This window comes from Prevotella lacticifex (assembly GCF_019973375.1).
Taxonomy (GTDB): domain Bacteria; phylum Bacteroidota; class Bacteroidia; order Bacteroidales; family Bacteroidaceae; genus Prevotella; species Prevotella lacticifex.
Genome location: NZ_BPTV01000001.1, coordinates 1,104,067 through 1,120,997 on the forward strand (window position 1 = coordinate 1,104,067; position 16,931 = coordinate 1,120,997).

11 protein-coding genes are annotated in these 16,931 nt (G+C 50.9%); 1 reads left to right on the top strand and 10 read right to left on the bottom strand.

Annotated features, from left to right (window positions below; genetic code table 11):
* Positions 1-6: 6 nt before the first annotated feature.
* The 10 genes from LDN30_RS04065 to LDN30_RS04110 all read right to left on the bottom strand — a co-directional run bounded on the left by LDN30_RS04065 (position 7) and on the right by LDN30_RS04110 (position 15,236).
* Positions 7-1,170 carry a glycoside hydrolase family 130 protein gene (locus LDN30_RS04065; RefSeq protein ID WP_223925612.1) on the bottom strand — a complete coding sequence of 388 codons (1,164 nt, stop codon included), beginning with the start codon at positions 1,168-1,170 and terminating at the stop codon, positions 7-9.
* A gap of 28 nt (positions 1,171-1,198) precedes the next feature.
* On the bottom strand, positions 1,199-2,299 hold the full coding sequence (locus LDN30_RS04070) for a glycoside hydrolase family 26 protein (protein ID WP_223925613.1): 1,101 nt from the start codon (positions 2,297-2,299) through the stop codon (positions 1,199-1,201).
* A gap of 101 nt (positions 2,300-2,400) precedes the next feature.
* The gene (locus LDN30_RS04075; protein WP_223925614.1) at positions 2,401-3,696 is read right to left on the bottom strand and encodes an acetylxylan esterase; all 1,296 of its coding nucleotides are present in this window, start codon (positions 3,694-3,696) and stop codon (positions 2,401-2,403) included.
* 209 nt (positions 3,697-3,905) lie between these two features.
* Positions 3,906-5,405 carry a cellulase family glycosylhydrolase gene (locus tag LDN30_RS04080; protein WP_223925615.1) on the bottom strand — a complete coding sequence of 500 codons (1,500 nt, stop codon included), beginning with the start codon at positions 5,403-5,405 and terminating at the stop codon, positions 3,906-3,908.
* Between the two features lie 39 nt (positions 5,406-5,444).
* Positions 5,445-7,100, bottom strand: coding sequence for an IPT/TIG domain-containing protein (locus LDN30_RS04085; protein WP_223925616.1), 1,656 nt, complete (start codon positions 7,098-7,100; stop codon positions 5,445-5,447).
* 24 nt (positions 7,101-7,124) lie between these two features.
* The gene (locus tag LDN30_RS04090) at positions 7,125-8,918 is read right to left on the bottom strand and encodes a RagB/SusD family nutrient uptake outer membrane protein (RefSeq protein WP_223925617.1); all 1,794 of its coding nucleotides are present in this window, start codon (positions 8,916-8,918) and stop codon (positions 7,125-7,127) included.
* A 30-nt stretch (positions 8,919-8,948) separates the two neighbouring features.
* Complete coding sequence (locus LDN30_RS04095) at positions 8,949-12,122, bottom strand: SusC/RagA family TonB-linked outer membrane protein (protein ID WP_223925618.1); 3,174 nt, start codon at positions 12,120-12,122, stop codon at positions 8,949-8,951.
* A 632-nt stretch (positions 12,123-12,754) separates the two neighbouring features.
* Positions 12,755-13,453 carry a hypothetical protein gene (locus LDN30_RS04100; RefSeq protein ID WP_223925619.1) on the bottom strand — a complete coding sequence of 233 codons (699 nt, stop codon included), beginning with the start codon at positions 13,451-13,453 and terminating at the stop codon, positions 12,755-12,757.
* A gap of 41 nt (positions 13,454-13,494) precedes the next feature.
* On the bottom strand, positions 13,495-13,776 hold the full coding sequence (locus LDN30_RS04105) for a hypothetical protein (protein WP_223925620.1): 282 nt from the start codon (positions 13,774-13,776) through the stop codon (positions 13,495-13,497).
* A gap of 182 nt (positions 13,777-13,958) precedes the next feature.
* Positions 13,959-15,236 (bottom strand): glycoside hydrolase 5 family protein, encoded by a 1,278-nt coding sequence (locus LDN30_RS04110; protein ID WP_223925621.1) that lies wholly within the window; start codon positions 15,234-15,236, stop codon positions 13,959-13,961.
* 135 nt (positions 15,237-15,371) lie between these two features.
* On the opposite strand from LDN30_RS04110, the gene LDN30_RS04115 reads away from it, so the two are divergent.
* Complete coding sequence (locus LDN30_RS04115; protein WP_223925622.1) at positions 15,372-16,370, top strand: 2-hydroxyacid dehydrogenase; 999 nt, start codon at positions 15,372-15,374, stop codon at positions 16,368-16,370.
* Positions 16,371-16,931 lie beyond the last annotated feature (561 nt).

The following is a 16,931-nucleotide window of genomic DNA, read 5'->3' on the forward strand; positions in this document are numbered from 1 at the left end:
GGTCGTTTATAGATGTTTGTTTTTCTCGATGAGCTTTTTGATGGTCTCGACGCTCTTTCCGGTAGCGAAACCGTCCTGAGGAGTATTCATGCAGTAGTCGACGAGCTTGTCGATGGTGGAAGTAGCTACGTGCATGCGGGTGTCGGACGATGCATAATAGATGAATACCTTTCCGTCGGGGTCGGCAATCCATCCGTTGGCGAAGACAACGTTCATCACGTCGCCGATGTACTCACCGCCCTGTGGCACAAGGAAGTAGCCTCCCGGCTGTGCGATAACCTTCGTTGGGTCGTCGAGAGCTGTCATGTACATGTAGAGAACATAGCGCAGACCGCTGGCGCAGCCACGGACACCGTGGGCCAGATGGAGCCATCCCTTAGGAGTTTTTATCGGGTGTGGACCCTCGCCGTTCTTAACCTCCATGATGGTGTGGTAGTGACGGGAGTTGATAATTTTCTCTTCCTTAATCTCGGCGTGAGTGATATCGTCGACAAGAGCCCAGCCGATGCCACCGCCTGAGCCTGCGTCGATGAATCCGTCCTGCGGACGTGTGTAGAAAGCATACTTGCCGTCGACGAACTCTGGGTGGAGAACGACGTTGCGCTGTTGGCTCTTTGTCTTCAGGTCGGGCAGACGGTCCCAGTGGATGAGGTCGTGCGTGCGGGCGATAGCGGCTGTTGCAGTAGCCGCCGACAGGTCACCGGGCTGGCTGTCGTCGTGACGCTCAGCGCAGAAAACGCCGTAAATCCATCCGTCCTCATGCTGTGTCAGGCGCATGTCGTAGATATTTGTTGCTGGAATGGTATCCTCGGGCATTGTGATAGGCTCCGGCCAGAAACGAAAGTTGTCGATGCCGTTAGGACTCTCGGCCACAGCGAAGAAGCTCTTGCGGTCGGCACCCTCCACACGGACGACGAGAACGTATTTGCCGTTGAACTTGATGGCACCGCTGTTGAGTGTGGCATTCATCATTATACGCTGCTCGAGATATGGGTTGTCGTTCTCGTTGAAGTCGTAACGCCATTCCAATGGTGTGTGCTCGGCTGTCAGAATAGGGTTCTTATAACGGGTGTAGATACCGTTGCCCCATTCCTCGGCAACATTCTTGCGGCTGAGAAGCTCCTCGTGGTGTGCTCTCAAAGCCTTCACTTTGTCTTGAAAGTTTGTCATAGGTTCTATTTTTGTCTGTTTTATTTTTTTATTTTGTTTTCTTAATGTCTTTGAGGAACAGTATGTCTTTCTGCTCTTCGAATTTCTTGAAGTCAGGTGCGGCATTTGATCCCTTATTCGGCAAGTAAGCCTCCTGGTCGGGGTTGACGAAGTCGTTGCGCCAGAAGAGGACGTAACTGAGTTGTCCGCTGAACTGCTGTAGAACGGGATACAGTGTCTGCATGAACCAGTCGCTTTTGTGGTTTATACCCCTGCAGCCTGTCTCGGTGAAGGCTGCAAGCTTTTTTTGCTGCCTTGCACATTCCGTCATTATCTTCAATTCGGCCTTAGTGTTGGCTATATAGTTACTGTCGCTGTTGTCAAACTCGTAGATGTCGATACCTACCAAATCTACCAAGTCGTCGCCGGGATAGCACTCCATGAACTTTTCTTTAGTGTCGCTTGTTCCGTCAAGGTTTGGCGACCATGCCCATACGAGATAGTCTTTCAGCCCTTCGCGGTCGAATGTTTCGTGGGTAAGCTTGAAGAATTGCTTGTATTCCTCGGGTGTGCAGCTGTTCTTTCCCCACCAGAACCAGCCTCCGTTCATCTCGTGCCAGGGGCGGAAAACTATTGGAATCTGCTTGCCGTCGGGTGTCTTGAGGGTCTTAAGGAATGTCGCTACTGTCTTCAGCCATCCCATGAATTTGTCGCGCACATCTCCTCCTTCGAGGATTTTCTTCACTGGTTCTCCCGATGGGTCCCATGCATTCTGGCTTGTAACGGGATTGTGTGGGTGCCAGCTGATGGTCACTATTCCTCCACGCTGGTACTGAGCGATAGCCTCCCTGCGCAGACGGTCGAAAGGTACCTTGTCGAGATTTTTGTCGTTGCCGAGCTCAAGTTCGCCGAGGTCGAATCCCATTACAGCAGGATAATCACCGGTTACTTCAAGGACGTCACTCCTGTTTTCGTCCCAGCTCCATGTGGAACCGTACATTGGGTCGTCCTGGTGGCCAACCATGATGCCTCTCTTCTGCAGTTTCATCATGCGCTTCATCAGCTTCTGGGCCGGAGTTTGCGCAGCCGTTGCAGTGCCGGAACATAGAATGCCGGCTGCAAACAGTAATATCTTCAATACATTTTTCATCTGTTCTGTTTTATTGTACTGTAGCGGTTATATATTGTTCTCTGTAAATCTTTGTTTTAAGTGGCGTATTTTGACCAGATTCTTTCAGCCGTGATCAGAGTCTATTCTATACCCATCTGCTTGCGGATGAAGTTCTGCCATTCGTCCCACTGCTCCTGATACCAGTAGTGTCCGGTCATCTGATAAACAGAGAGAGTCTTTGGTGCCTTTATAATATTATATGTAGAATAAGACGATGTTGGCGGCACCACCTCATCGTTGTAGCCGAAACTGTACCAGCCGGGCTGCGTTACGCGGCGTGCGAAGTTCACACCGTCGTAGTATCTTGCTCCCTCAACTTTCATGTTCAAGAGTTCTTTGTTAGTTCCATTCTTCACATCCCAGTAGAAGTAGTGTGGCCATCCTCCTCCTACGTTGTGCATTTCGGCCTCGAAATCGCACATGGCGTCATGGACGACTCCAAGGAATGTGATACGCTTATCGAGGGCAGCAGTAGCCAATGAAAGGAATCCTCCCTGACTCGACCCTGTCACTCCAATGGCCTTTCCGTCCCATTCGGGCAGCGATGCAATGAAATCGACACCACGTACGGCCCCTGTGACTACTCTCTTATAGTAGTTCTTGTTGGGCTCGGCGAGGTTTACATCCCAGTAATTATTCAATGCAGCGTTGCGAAGATCGTCGTAAATGCTCTGCTGCATGGTCACAGGAATACCATGGATGCCAATCTCCAACACTATGCACTTGCCCGGAGCAGTGTATGTGTCGCCGCTGTATGGACGCACGCCGGCTCCCGGTACCCGCAGCAGAGCCGGGTATTTGCCTGGCTTTACGGGTACGGACAGGATTCCGTACATTCTTGAGTTGGCATTGTCGTTGATGTAGCTCACTTCGTAAACGTTCTCGTCCTTTGTACAGCGCTCAGGCAACAGACGTCGGGTGGGGTTGAGGTCGTTTTTTCGTGCCTCGTTGAGGGCTTTGCTCCAAAACTCGTCGAAGTCCTTAGGCTCCTTGCAATACGGCTGCAACTTCTCTGGAGAGAATGCTGCCGTACACAGCCCTCGATAGTCTTTTCCGCCAACGTGTGCCGTGGCTGTAATACGGTAAAAACCAGGCGTAGTCATCTTTCCGCTCCATTTTATAGAGCCTTCTTTCAGCGTGACACTTTTCTTAGCGTCAGGATACATCACGGGGCCAGCCTCAATGTCGACTTTCGCGTTGTCGAGAAGGGTTCCCGATTTCAGCACGTTGATCTCGAAGTTGGCTGTTTCGCCGGCTTTGTAGTTCCAGTCCTTGTGGTCAGGAGTGATGGTGACGACGATGTTGTTGCCCATGATCTGTGCGGACAGCGGCAACAGCATCGTCAGGGCCATCAGAAGTATAACTAAACGTCTCATGTTTTTTCTTCGGTTTATTTATTGGTTTAAGCTATTTTTCTACTTTGCAAAGTTACTATAAATTTATTTTTATCCATAATACTTTATTGACCAATAGTTTGTCTAATTTGGCAAATATGAAAGAAGGACTCCTTTTGTGGAGTCCTTCCGTTAATATTAGTCATCGAAAGTGAATTTTGAGTACTTTCGAGTGGTGCTCATTCTGCTGTTCAGAATCCGAACGATGTCTTCAGCGCGTTGACGATACGCGGCTCTGTCCATGTCATGGTGTTGCGGTCGAAGAGTCCCATCCACCACAGTCCGGTGGTGTGGTGAGCCTTGAACTGCGAAGCCACGTAATTAGCGTACTTCACGCGCTCATCCATGCTCTTCTTGTCGTCGATAGCTCCGAACTCGCCGAAGATATATGGAATTCCGAGCTGTGTTGCCCTTGCATCGACTCTGTTTATGACTGTCGAGACATCCTCCTCGCACTGGCTGTCCCAGACGTAGATGTTGTAGTCATATTCCTTGCCGTCGGCGTTCTTTCCTGCGTTGTAGTTACAGAAGTTATACGGGTCGTAGCTGTGTATTGTCAAGTAGATATGACTTGGATGCACATCTGTCGGCAACTGTAGCTCAGCCAATGGGTCACCGTTGTTAGAGTTGTTCTTGTTGCCTGTAGCCGCATAAGTGGTTATGGCGAGGTTGCGGTACTCGTTGTTTCCGCCCGTAGCGCGCACTGTGTTGACGAAGTCCTGCTGCAGCTTGTTGATAGCTGTGTAGGCATCGCTGCCCGGAGCCGGAGCCGACCAGCTGTAGTTCTTGTCAAGAATCTCGTTGAAACTCTCGAAGATAAGGTGGTCGCCGTAGTCCTTGAACCTATTGGCAATCTGCCGCCAAATAGCCTGGTACTTAACTGTCTGCTCCGGATATTTGTCCATGTCGGCATAGAGCCATGCTCCACTGGCACCGGTATCGTGCATGACGTTGATGATACAGTAGGCATTGTCCTTGAGAACGTAGTTTACGACTTCCTCAACACGGTTCATCCATGCCTCGTCGATATTGTTGTTGGCATCGAGGTGTGGTCCCCATGTTACCGGTACACGTATGATATTGAACCCTTTGGCGACGATAGAGTCAATCATTGCCTGCGTGGTGACGGGCTGTCCCCATGCTGTCTCCCAGTCGCTGACGGTCTTTGTCGACGGATCCCACCAGCTTCCTGATGGGTTACTCTCGAGTGTATTACCGAGATTGTATCCCATGTGGAGGCTGTCGCGCAGCTGCCAAGCCGACATGAAGCTGTCGCCCGGATCGCGTGCAATGCCTTTTTGGTTCACGGTTATCACCTTAGAGTATTTTCCTGCTGTCACGGTGATAGCCGATGAGCGCTGCTCACTGTCGTTTCCCGTTACCGTCACCTTTATGTAGTTGTTTGTATTGGTGGCTGTAGAGTCAGCGTATTCCCATCCCGGGCCGGCGTGTGGCGTGATTTTCAGCCATGCCGTGTCGGCCTCGGGCACTGTTGCCGTCCATTCCCCGTTAGTGTTCACTCCGAGCATGACCTGAGTCTCTGCCTGGTTGAAGTCGAGTTGTGTGACGGACTCGTTGTCTTTGGTGACATCCAGTCCTGTGGCTGCCACCACTGAGTCGTTGTCCGAGCAGCTCGTGAAGATGGCTGCAAGGGCAATGAACATCAGTCCGAATATTTTTCTTGTTTTCATTGTTGACAATCTTTTAATCTGTTTACTTCCTTATTTTCTTTATTTCGGAATGTAGACTATTCTCACGTTATCAATGCGCGCATCGATATGTCCGGCAGCCGTAGCCTGGTTGATGTCCTGAATGCGGAAGATGCTTACTCCTGCGTTCTTTACATCACCGTAAGTAGCGAGCTTAGCGTATGCCGGGAACTTCTTTATAGGCACGATAGCTCTGTACCACTGGTTCTTATGATACTGTCCGTTGAAATCCTGAAGCATCGGTCCGTCGGGGAATTCGCCTACTCCAGCGTTATAGTCGGCCCATCCGAAGTTGTCATACTGGTAGTCGGCAGGTGAGCCTTCCTGTCCTGCTGCGCTGTTCGGCCAGAGCGTGTAGCGCAGGAATCCCCAGAATGTACCATTGTTATAGTCGCTTGAGTCGTAGACATTGAATGCGAAGTAGATGTCGTCGGCACTTGCGTTGGCCGGGATATTGTCGGAGAGCGTGAAGTTATTGCCGTTCCAGTCCTTCTTGAAGAAGATCATCGTACCCCACCACTGCTGGTATTCTTTGTCGACGAATATATTAGCATATTTTCCGTCGGCGTTGCCGACATCGACATACTTGGCATTTGGCGACCAGCCTTCGTCGGTGGCATCGTCGTTGTCGAATGTTGTGAGGATAGTCGAACGGTCGTAGAATCTCTCCACATTAGCCTGTCCTCCAGGTGTTGTCACGGTAAGCGTCGAGACATTGCCCGACGGCTGCTTGGTGAACGGAACGAAGATGCTGTCCTGTGATGCCGATACGGTGAACTCGTCCGGTGTGAGCGTTACGTCGCCGTAGCTTATCGAAGATACCTGTATGAACTCACGTCCTGTGATAACGAGCGTCTCGCCAATCTGCGGCATATCGTTCGATACGCTGAGAACCACCGGCTTGCCCGGTACGCGGTAGTATGGCATGTAGGTTGTTCCGGCAGCGCACTGGATAACGAGCGCACCGCTGTCGGGAGCGTTTGCCGGCATGATAGCGCCCTCTAAAGAGTATGTCGTATAGCTCTGAGTAGCAGCATTATAGCGATGGTCCTGCGAGATGCTGAAGAAATCGGTCACATCAGTATGGTTGCCCGGCACATTATCCGGGTCGAAAGTTGTGGTATCGAGTGCGGCAGCCTGTACGTCAGTGATGAATATCTTCTCTACATCGACGAGATTCAGTCCGTGCAGTTTCAGCGTGTCACCAGCCGAGCGTGGGTATTTGGCCTCGATGCGTTGCAACTGCGGTCCCGGAGCCGTTACCTTGAAAGCGTAAGTAGCCGTTCCGTGAGTTGTCTCTACCTTTATCTCGTCAGGGATGTTGCTGTCGAAGGCTGAAAGCTTAAAGCCCTTAGCCTCAGTAGGTATGGTGACGATGATGCTGTGGTCGGTATTCATCGTCGGGTTGATGGTCACCTCCTGGTCGTTGATATAGACATGGAGTGCGGTGCCGAGATTCTTACCCATGATGGCAATCATCGTTCCTGCTCCGGCCTTGGTGTAGGTCTTGTCGTAGCTGTAGTTGACGGTGTCGGAGGAAAGAATCTTCACGCCGGTGATTTCCGGTGTGCCTCCTCCGTCGGAGTCGTCATCGCTGCAGGCAGCGAACGAGAATGACAATACCGCGATGAGCAGCATAGCCATCAGACTCATTATGTTTGATTTATAATTTTTCATCTTTTGTCAATGTTTGGTTGTCGGTTATTTATCTCCAAAGTCGTACGGCTGTGGATCTTTATTCAGATATGGGTTCTGGATGACATCGCTCTCGGGGTACGGCATGAAGATATTGCCGTCGTTGAGCTGTATTGTCTGGTATCCGGTCTCATACTCCGTGCAGAGCGTATTGAAGTCGTAAGTGTACGGAACCTTAGTACCACGTCCTGCCACAGGAGTGTTGTCGGTTTCGGATTTTGCGAGGAAGTCATTCCAGTAGACGTTCTGCGTTTGTGGGTTGGTGATATACCATACGTTCTGTCCGTAAGGAATGGCGCGGTAGCTGAGGGTTCCGTCGGCATTCTTGATGACATCGCCTTCGCGTAGCTGAGCCCCTCTGTGCTGCTTGTTGTTGAAGAAGTCGAGCATTGTCTGCGGCTTCCATCTGTACCATGTCACCATATCCCACCAGTTGGAGTATTCCATGCAGAATTCTATCTGACGCTCACGGACAAGTTTCGGGAAGTCAAGCTCAGTGTAAGGTTTTACACCTGCGCGCTCCCTGACAGCGTTGATGGCTGCGAGAGCCTCAGGGTTCGTTGTCTTCTCGTCGTTGCCTAAGAGAGCCTCGGCCTTCATGAGGTAAACGTCGGCAAGGCGCTGGATGTAAGTATTCAATGGTGAAGCCATCTGCTCGAGTCCTGCCGGAGCCACGTCAGCTTTGTTTCCGAGCACTCCTTTCTTGACCTGCATCCAGTTGTGCTTGTAGGTATAACCGCCCTCCGACTTGTGCAGATAGTCGTAGTAGCTGTTCGGAGTGAAGAAAGTAGCGTTACGGCGAATCGTGTCGGCCGGATCCTGATTGTAGATGTCAATCATGTCGGGCGTTGCGCAGAGGTTGCCTCCCCATACGTTCACGTCGGATGTCACCTCCGGGAAAGCGAGGTCGGAGTATGTAGCGTTCATAGCGCCCCACTCGTGTGTGCTTGGGTCGGCCCATCTCATGGCGAGAATTGTCTCGTCGTTATCGTTATTCTTAGCCTTGAAGAGGTCGGCATAGTCGGGCAGCAGATGGTACTGTCCGCAGTTTATGACCTCATCGCAGAGCTTAACGACTCGGTTCAGCGTAGCCTGGTCGCGGTTATGGTCGCCGCGTGCGCTGGCATCCCATCCGCTCTGGGCCAGAAGGGCCTTTGCCAGGGCTGCCTTGGCAGCATATTTCGACGGATGATGGTCGGTGCCATTCTCCGGCAGCAGCTCTTCAGCCTTTTCGAAATCGCGTACGATGAATTTCAGTACGTCGGCTTCGGTATTCAGCGGCTGTACAGGATTGTCGATCATCTTCTGGTTATTCTCAAAAAGAATGTTCGGGCCCCATCCTCTGAGCAGATAGAAATAAGCCCATCCGCGCATGAGATAGCACTCGCCCATACCGGCGTTCTTCACGCTCTCGCTGACATCGCTGGAGCAGTAGTCCTGGATATTCTTCAGTGTAGCATTACTCATCGTCACTACATTGTAGAGTGCCGACCACGCCAGACTGAGGTCGGAGGTAAGTCCTGTAACTTGGAATAGTGCGAACTCGGAGCTTACATACGGGTTCCAGGCGTCGTTGGCGCGGTAAGAACCCATTCCGATGAGGGCACGGCGGTTGAAGTTGAACCACGCACGGTTGTACAGTGGCTCCGTACTTTTCCTTACGGCATCGTCGGACGAATAGTATGTCTCGGTCGTATACTGTCCCGTCGGCTTCTTGTCGAGGAAGTCGTCACTGCAGCTTGTCGTCAGCAGAGTGAGGCCAGCGAGTGCCGAGAGGAGATAAATATTATATTTTTTCATTTTGTTATGTCCTTTAGTGTTGTATTGTGGCTAAAACTTTACCTTCAGTCCAAAAGTATAGATGCGCTGCGACGGGTAGCGGTAGTTATCGATGCCCTGCAGCAGAATGTTCTGTCCCTGTGCTCCGATTTCGGGGTCGTAGCCGTCGTAGCCGCAGATAGTGAAGAGGTTCTGGATGTTTCCGTACACCTGTACCCAGTCGAGTTTCAGCGGTGCGAGCCAGCTCTTAGGCAGATTCCAGGCCAGCGAGATTGTCTTCAGCCGCAGATAAGAGCCGTCCTCGACGAAGCGGTTGCTGACACGGTTGTTATCGTTCATCGACGAGCCTGCTGAGCTGATGCGCTGTACCCTTGCTGTTGTCGGGTTAGTGACGTAGACATTTGATATGTCGGTAGGTGATCCATTGGGGTCGATGAGTGCCACACGCGCATAGTCGGATACGTATGCCATCAGGTTGCTATAACGCTGAGTGTTAGTGTGTTGCTGACGTACGAGGTTGTAGATGTCGCCACCGACGGAACCGTTGAAGAATAATGTCAGTTCGAAGTTCTTCCATCTGAGTGTGTTGTTGAGTCCGAAGGTGAAGTCCGGGTTCGGGTCGCCGATATATTTACGGTCGGCCGATGTGATTTTTCCGTCCTTGTTGACATCCTCGAAGATATAGTCGCCGACCCAGATGCCGTTGGCAGCTATGTCGTACATCTTTCCTGTTGTCTCGTCGGCAGGACGGGCCACAGGCACTCGGTTGCCGTTGGCATCGAGGAGGAACTCACCCTGCTTGTTCTTCTGATAGAAGTCGGCTTCATTGGTGAACATTCCGATGACGTTGTAGCCGTAGAATCGGCCTACAGGACCGCCTACCTCCGACATTGTATATGTGTCGGTGCCAATCGTTCCGGTTATTGTAGCACCGTCGCTGTTGAGCTTCGTGAGCTTGTTGCGGTTGAACGACAGAGTGGCATTTGTGCGCCACTCCCAGTCCTTGTTGGCAATATTCACTGAGTTGGCAGTGAACTCGATACCGGTGTTGCGGATGGCTCCACGGTTCACCCACGGAGCGGTCATTCCCATGTAGTCGTTGTTGATGACATACGACGGGAGCATAGCCTGCATGAGGAGGTCGCGGGTGTCCTTATAGTACCAGTCGACGATGAACTCGAGACGGTTCTTGAGTATAGCCAGGTCGAGACCTACGTTCCAAGCTCTTGTGCTCTCCCACTTGAGGTTGGCGTTAGGGAACTGTGCTGGATAGTAACCTGGGCCCCATGCTGTTGCTGTGTTGGCCATGGTCGAACCGTAAGCATAGGAGCCTACGCTCTGGTTACCGACGAGACCCCATCCTAAACGCAGTTTCATGTTGTTGATCCACTTCACGTTCTTGAGGAATTTCTCCTGGCTGATGCGCCAAGCGAGGGCCACTGACGGGAACCATCCCCAGCGGTTGTTCTTACCGAAACTCGACGAACCGTCGGCACGCAGCGTTGTGGTGAGGAGGTATCGGTCGAGGAGATTGTAGTTCAGACGGCCGAAGTACGACTCAATCGACCATTGCGTACCGTCGTCGCCACTGTTTGTGGCTGTCTTTGGGTCACCGGGGTTCAGCGAGTGAATAGCGTCGCTGATGTAGTTATAGCGTGTTCCTGCGAGCGATTCCCAGTTACCCCACTGTGCCTCATGACCGAACATTACCTGCATGTGGTTGTTCTTGCAGGGGTCGAAGTCGTATGTGGCGTACTGCTTGAATGAGGTGTACTTACTCATATTCTTCGTTCTCGTCGACTGCGATGTGACGACAGTGGTGCCATAGGTGTAGCCCGGCTGGAAGAAGTAGTTGTTCAGCCAGCCCCGGTTACCACCGTATTCGATGCGGATGCTGAGGCCCTTGAGGGGCGTCAGATTTGCGAATACATTGTAGTCGACGCTGTAGTTATTGTCCTTATTCTCACGCATGTTGGCCTCGAAGATAGGGTTGGTATAGTAGGTCGACATGCTGTTTGTCTGCGGCATGGCGTAAGTGCCGTCGGGATTCCTTGGTGCTACATCGGGGAACTGGTCGAGGGCCGTAGCGATAACGCTACCTGTTGAGAATGTATTGAGCTGCTTTGTGTTGGCATAGTAGAGATTGGTGCCTACCTGCAGCCATTTTGTTACCTTTGTATCGAAGTTTGAACGGATGCTCATACGGTCGAATCCCGAACCGAGAGCCACACCGTCCTGGTTGAGGTATCCGGCGCTGATGCTGTAATTCATGTCGTCGGTACCGCCGCTGATGTTCACGCTGTGGTTGTGCATGAAGGCCGTGCTGAAGAGTTCGCGCTGCCAATCGGTACCGTTAGTAAGTAGCTCGGGATGTGCGTAGTCCTCTCGCTGACCCCATCCCTGGATAGCCGCGCGCTCGTTGTAGAAGTCGGCATACTGGTGGAGGTTCATGACATCAAGATACTTAGGCATCTGCTGCCATCCGAGGTAACCCTCATACTGGATTTTCGGCTTGCCTTTGGCACCGTGCTTGGTGGTGATGAGCACCACACCGTTAGATGCACGCGAGCCGTAGATAGCCGTTGCCGATGCGTCCTTGAGGACCTCAATGCTCGTAATGTCGGAAGGGTTGATGCTTGCCAATGCACTGCTGTTGCCGTTTGAGCTTCCGCTCTGTGCAATACCGTCGATGACGTAGAGCGGCTCCGATCCGTTGAGCGAGCTGATACCACGGATCTGCACCGAGATACCGCCGCCCGGAGCTCCTGAGTTCTGCATCACCTGCACACCGGCGATACGTCCCTGCATCGACTGCTCCAGCGAGGTGTTCACACCTTCTTTAATAGCTTTCTCGTCGATGGAGGCAACAGAACCGGTGAGGTCGGAACGCTTCATCGTTCCGTAACCTACAACGACCACCTCGTCGAGGTCGCTGGCCGACGGCTGCAGCATGATGTTGATGCTGGACTTGCCCACGATGTTGATGGTTTGTGACTTGTAACCAACGTAAGAAATGGTTACGGTCTTCCTGCCCTCAGGGATGACAATGGAGAAATGTCCGTCCAAATCGGACACTCCGCCGCTGCTCGTTCCTGTGACTTGTACTGATGCTCCAATGATAGGCTCCTGAGTGTCGCCATCGGTGATGGTTCCCGTCAGGGTCTTTTGAGCATACATCTGTGCTGCCGTCATGACAGCCAGAAGGATAAGCAATACTTTTTTCATTCGGTGATATTAGGTCTAAATTTATGAATTATTACTTAATAGGGTATTTCCATTGGTTCTGTCGTCCGCTGCCTCATCATCTACAGCGTATAGGATTGATTTCCGGTGCAAAGTTAATGTTTTTTTGGTTAAATAAGTAGTATTTATATGTCTAATTTAGATACTATTTTGATGTAGCACTGATTCTTTTTTGCTCAATCTTGTCGGCAGTCTTCGTTGAATCTGTTGATGGAATCATAAGTAGACGAAAAACATCAATATCTTTCATAATCGAGCCAAATTCCTATCTCACTGTTGTTATGTGTTGAACGACAATGCGTTGAGTAGCATGCCATCTTGCGTTATGAAACGGTATGTTTCTTATTATCAAAGATGTCTGTTTTAGCGTTTAAACGTATCGTTTCACAATGCTGTTTCGTAGGAATGGTTGTATGATGGGTGCCAATATCAGATTTTGTCAGAATTCTTCTTGTCATCAACAACTTAAAGTCTTTTTCCGGACATTTTAGTACCGATTCTCATTCTTTACTTGCTCGGATTCAGGATTCCCTCTCTTATTGAATATTAAAAGAAGGGACGACAAACCCGTGTTCTGCCATCCCTTTCTGCTTACCAATTATGAATTACCTACGTTATTTATTATTCATGAACTTCCGTCCGTTCTGGATGACAACGCCCTTGTAACTCTTGTTTACGCGCTGTCCTGCGAGGTTGTACATAGGAGCATTAGCGTCGACCTTAGCATTTGAGTTGATGTTTTCTATGCCTGCAGTGCCGCTTAAAGTACGTGTAATGCCCTTAACGCTGACAGTGAAAGGATAGCCGCTCTCAGACATTGATTTAAGGAAGATCTTTGCAACATCCTTAGGTGTGGTAGTTCCATCCTCTGCGGTTTGAACGGCGGTGGCATCACTGACGGTGAACTCTAATTTCTTGGCTCCGGCCTCAAAATTGAAGTATGCGAATCCGGCTGTTGCATCATCCAACTCCACGGTGATAGGAGCAGCGAGGGGCTCGTTAAGCTCGATGGTGTAGTTGTAGGTCTTGTCCTTGTCGGTTTCATGACTGTAAACAGGGGCTGTTCCGTCAGCATTTACTATCTGGATGCCACCATACTGTCCTGTGTAAGTTACGTCGGCGTAGGCTGTCGGCACCGGAGATGCATATCCCCATCCGCCTGCTGCTGCCTTTGTTACGGCCTCTTCTGTACCGTCGGTCTTGACCAGAGTGAAACTCTTGATGTGGATTTTAGTATTTGCGGTCTTGCTCTGGATGTTGAACTTCGTAATACTTGCGAGTGCCTTTACGTCATCATTGAAGTCCTGCTCCATGACAGTGGCGTCTGTGGCAAAGTCGTTATACTGTTTGTCTGCTATGTTGGCGTGGATAAACCGTCCGTTGCACTTGCTGTCTCAGGGAAAGCTTCGTATTCAATTTTATATCCTTTGTAATCTGCCGGATTGATTGCGTTTGACGAACCGATGAGTCCTATCTCACCCCATTGACTAGTGAAAGTTAGGAGTAAATCAGTTCCTGGTACTACAGAATAGTTCCATGGATAGGTATCAAAGCCGAGATCCATTGTTTCTACCGTCTGTGCGTTGACGCCGAGTGCTGCAAGCGCAGCAATAGCTAAAGTAAAGATTTTCTTCATAGATAGTTGGTTTTAAATTAATGTTTATTGATTTCGTCTTGTTATCAGGCTTTTGTATTTACGTTGACAAAGTTAACACTTAATTTTATTATTGCATAATACTTTCTTGACTATTTTCGGTACTTTGTTTTTATGTTAACATTTTGTACACTTTCCTGCAACAAATTATTCACGTTTCAGCCTTATTTTGTGAGTTTGGCCATACGTTTAACTTGCTGCTTGACGACGGCAAGGGTGGAGCTGTCGGATGCGAACACGCTGTTGAGTCCCTGCTGCTCCTGTGCCGGATCGCCTGTGTAGTCGTCGCCCACCTGCCACTGCTCATGCCGCGGCTTGGCCAGTCCGCCCCAGCCCCAGAAGTTGCAGCCTGCGAACTTCCCGCCTTTGGCGGCGTTGTCGGCAACGAGCGAGAATACATATTTATAATAGCCGTCGCGGCCCGTCGTTGTTGATGCCGGCGAGAAGGAGAAACCGTCGCGCGGATAGCCGAACTCCTCCATGACGAGGGGCTTGCCGATCTTCTCGCAGATGGCGAGGTGACGGTCTATATAGTCTTTGGTGTTGGCACAGCTTCGCGGCAGATTCTCGATGAGCGAGTCCTTCTTTGCCCATCCCCAGTTGTAAGGCCATAAGTGGACGTTGCAGTAGTCGATGTTCTTGTCGGCGCAGATATGCTCGTAGCAGTCGTAATCGCCCTCGCAGCCCCATGCTCCTTCGGATCCTATGCTGATGAGATGGTTCTTGTCGAGCGACCGGATGAGGGCGCTGGCCTCGCCGAGCCATTTCTCGAAGGCCGGAAGTTTGGCCTTGTCGAAGGCCCGCGGCTCGTTGCCTATCTGCCACGACATTATTGCCGGGTCGTCGACATACTTCACACCGGTGTAGCGGTTGGTGCGGCTGATGATGTCGCGCACGTAGTGGTAGAAGAGTTTGTGGGCCTTGGCATTGTCGGCATACTGCGCCACAAAGTTCATGAATGCCGGATAGCCGTCCTCGTTGGGGCGTGGAGCCTTGCCGGCACCGGCCCATTCGAGATACTGTCCGTAGCCTCCCGACCACTCCCAAGAGTTGTTCAGGTAGAGCACGGCCACCATGTGGCGCTTACCCATCTCGGCCAGGAGATAGTCGAGGCCGGCGAGGATGGTGTCGTTGTATACCCCCGGCTTCACATGCAGTGTGGGCTCTACCTTCGTCTTTACGCCCCGCTGACCGTCGGAGCCTACGAGGATGCGGAGGTTGTCGATGCCGATGGCCTTCAGCGTGTCGAGCTCACGGCACAGCCGCTCACGGTTGCCGCCCTGTCCCTCACTGCCGAGGATGGCTCCGTACCACAGGTTGGTGCCTACATAATAGTATGGTTTGCCGTCGCGGACAAAATGTCCGTCCTTGATGCCGACGAACTTCTGGGCTGATAATGATAGTGAAAACATTAAAAAGAGGATTGACAGTAGATTTCTCATATCTTGGTTATTTTATTTTTCTACCGCAAAGATAGTACAATGAGCCTTTTCGGCCAAATAAAATGCCGTAATTGTTTTGTAGTTGGCATTAATTGTCCTATCTTTGCAAAGAAAATACCATAAATACTTATGACTATGACAAAAATAGCTTTCTTCGATGCTCACAGCTACGATCGTGACTCGTTTGAGATGTGGAACAAGGACTTTGGTTTCGACATACATTATTATAAGGAGCGTCTGTCGATGAACTCCATCGAACTGACGAAGGGCAAGGAAATTGTCTGTGTGTTCGTCAACGATGAGATCAGTGCCCAGGTCATCGATGCCCTGGTGAAGAATGGTGTCAAGCTTGTGGCCCTGCGCTGCGCCGGATTCAACAATGTCGACCTTCCGGAGGCCAAGGGCAAGCTGCGCGTTGTCCGTGTGCCGGCCTATTCGCCCCATGCCGTCGCCGAGTATGCCGTCACCCTCATGCTCTCGCTCAACCGCAAGGTGTACCGCTCAACGCAGCGCACACGTGAGGGAAACTTCCGCCTCTCGGGTCTCCTCGGCTTCGACATGTATGGCAAGACTGCCGGTATCGTGGGTATGGGCCGTATTGCCAAGGTGCTCGTAAACATCCTGAAAGGCTTCGGCATGAACATCCTGGCCTACGATAAGTTCCCCGACATGAAATGGGCTAAGGAGAATGGCGTCAAGATGGTCGACCTGCCGGAACTCTATGCCAACAGCGATGTCATCTCACTGCACTGTCCGCTCACCCACGAAACGCTCCACATGATCGACAAGGATGCCATCGACATGATGAAACCGGGAGTGATGATCATCAACACCGGCCGCGGAAAACTCATTCGTACTGAGGACCTTATCCAAGGACTGCGCTCACACAAGGTGGGCTCGGCGGGCCTCGACGTATACGAGGAGGAAGCGAAATTCTTCTATGAGGACCATTCCGACCGCATGATCAACGACGACCATCTGGCTCTCCTGCTGATGATGCCAAACGTCATCGTTACCTCCCATCAGGCCTTCTTCACTCGTGAGGCCCTGCAGAATATCGCCACGACGACGCTGCAGAACTGCAAGGACTTCCTCGACGGTAAGGAACTCGTCAATGAGGTGATGGCTAAATAATCCATTTCCAGCCTTTGCCCTGCCGGATAGCCTCCCTCATACTCTTCGCGAGCCCTGCGGGAGGCACGGTCGTTTCTTATCCAAATGCTTGACACAGAGTCGTGTATTGTGTATTCTGCCCATCCGAATATCGTGGTTTCGTGTTTCTCGTGTGAGGAAAAGACTTCTTCTTCTTCTTCTTCTTGCACGGGCAACACGAATCTCACGCCCTTTTTGTCTCTTGATGAATAAGATGCCCGTTGACGGTGGACGGCCCTAACCCTGCCTTTCTACACCCTGCAAAGGGATTACGTTGATAATGTGTTTGTGATGAAATGATCACGTTGACAACGCATTGATAATTAATGCGTTGCACGCATCCGCCGTAGTTACTATGTTTGCATCGGCTAACGCCCTCACGTGCATCAGAACATGCTGCTTCGGCTTCTGTGTTTTTCATGGTTTTGAGATTACTCCTTTTCCTTGAGACTTCACATTCTGAGACGTTAATTCTGCAAAAAAAGTAGGGCTAACCGAATAATTATCGTATCTTTGCAGAGATAAATAAAAAATAACAATAAT

Coding starts and splice junctions, on each gene's coding strand:
- LDN30_RS04085 (WP_223925616.1), bottom strand. CDS start 7,100: ATGAAAAATTATAAATCAAACATAATGAGTCTGATGGCTATGCTGCTC.
- LDN30_RS04075 (WP_223925614.1), bottom strand. CDS start 3,696: ATGAGACGTTTAGTTATACTTCTGATGGCCCTGACGATGCTGTTGCCG.
- LDN30_RS04090 (WP_223925617.1), bottom strand. CDS start 8,918: ATGAAAAAATATAATATTTATCTCCTCTCGGCACTCGCTGGCCTCACT.
- LDN30_RS04065 (WP_223925612.1), bottom strand. CDS start 1,170: ATGACAAACTTTCAAGACAAAGTGAAGGCTTTGAGAGCACACCACGAG.
- LDN30_RS04115 (WP_223925622.1), top strand. CDS start 15,372: ATGACAAAAATAGCTTTCTTCGATGCTCACAGCTACGATCGTGACTCG.
- LDN30_RS04110 (WP_223925621.1), bottom strand. CDS start 15,236: ATGAGAAATCTACTGTCAATCCTCTTTTTAATGTTTTCACTATCATTA.
- LDN30_RS04070 (WP_223925613.1), bottom strand. CDS start 2,299: ATGAAAAATGTATTGAAGATATTACTGTTTGCAGCCGGCATTCTATGT.
- LDN30_RS04080 (WP_223925615.1), bottom strand. CDS start 5,405: ATGAAAACAAGAAAAATATTCGGACTGATGTTCATTGCCCTTGCAGCC.
- LDN30_RS04095 (WP_223925618.1), bottom strand. CDS start 12,122: ATGAAAAAAGTATTGCTTATCCTTCTGGCTGTCATGACGGCAGCACAG.
- LDN30_RS04100 (WP_223925619.1), bottom strand. CDS start 13,453: ATGGAGCAGGACTTCAATGATGACGTAAAGGCACTCGCAAGTATTACG.
- LDN30_RS04105 (WP_223925620.1), bottom strand. CDS start 13,776: ATGAAGAAAATCTTTACTTTAGCTATTGCTGCGCTTGCAGCACTCGGC.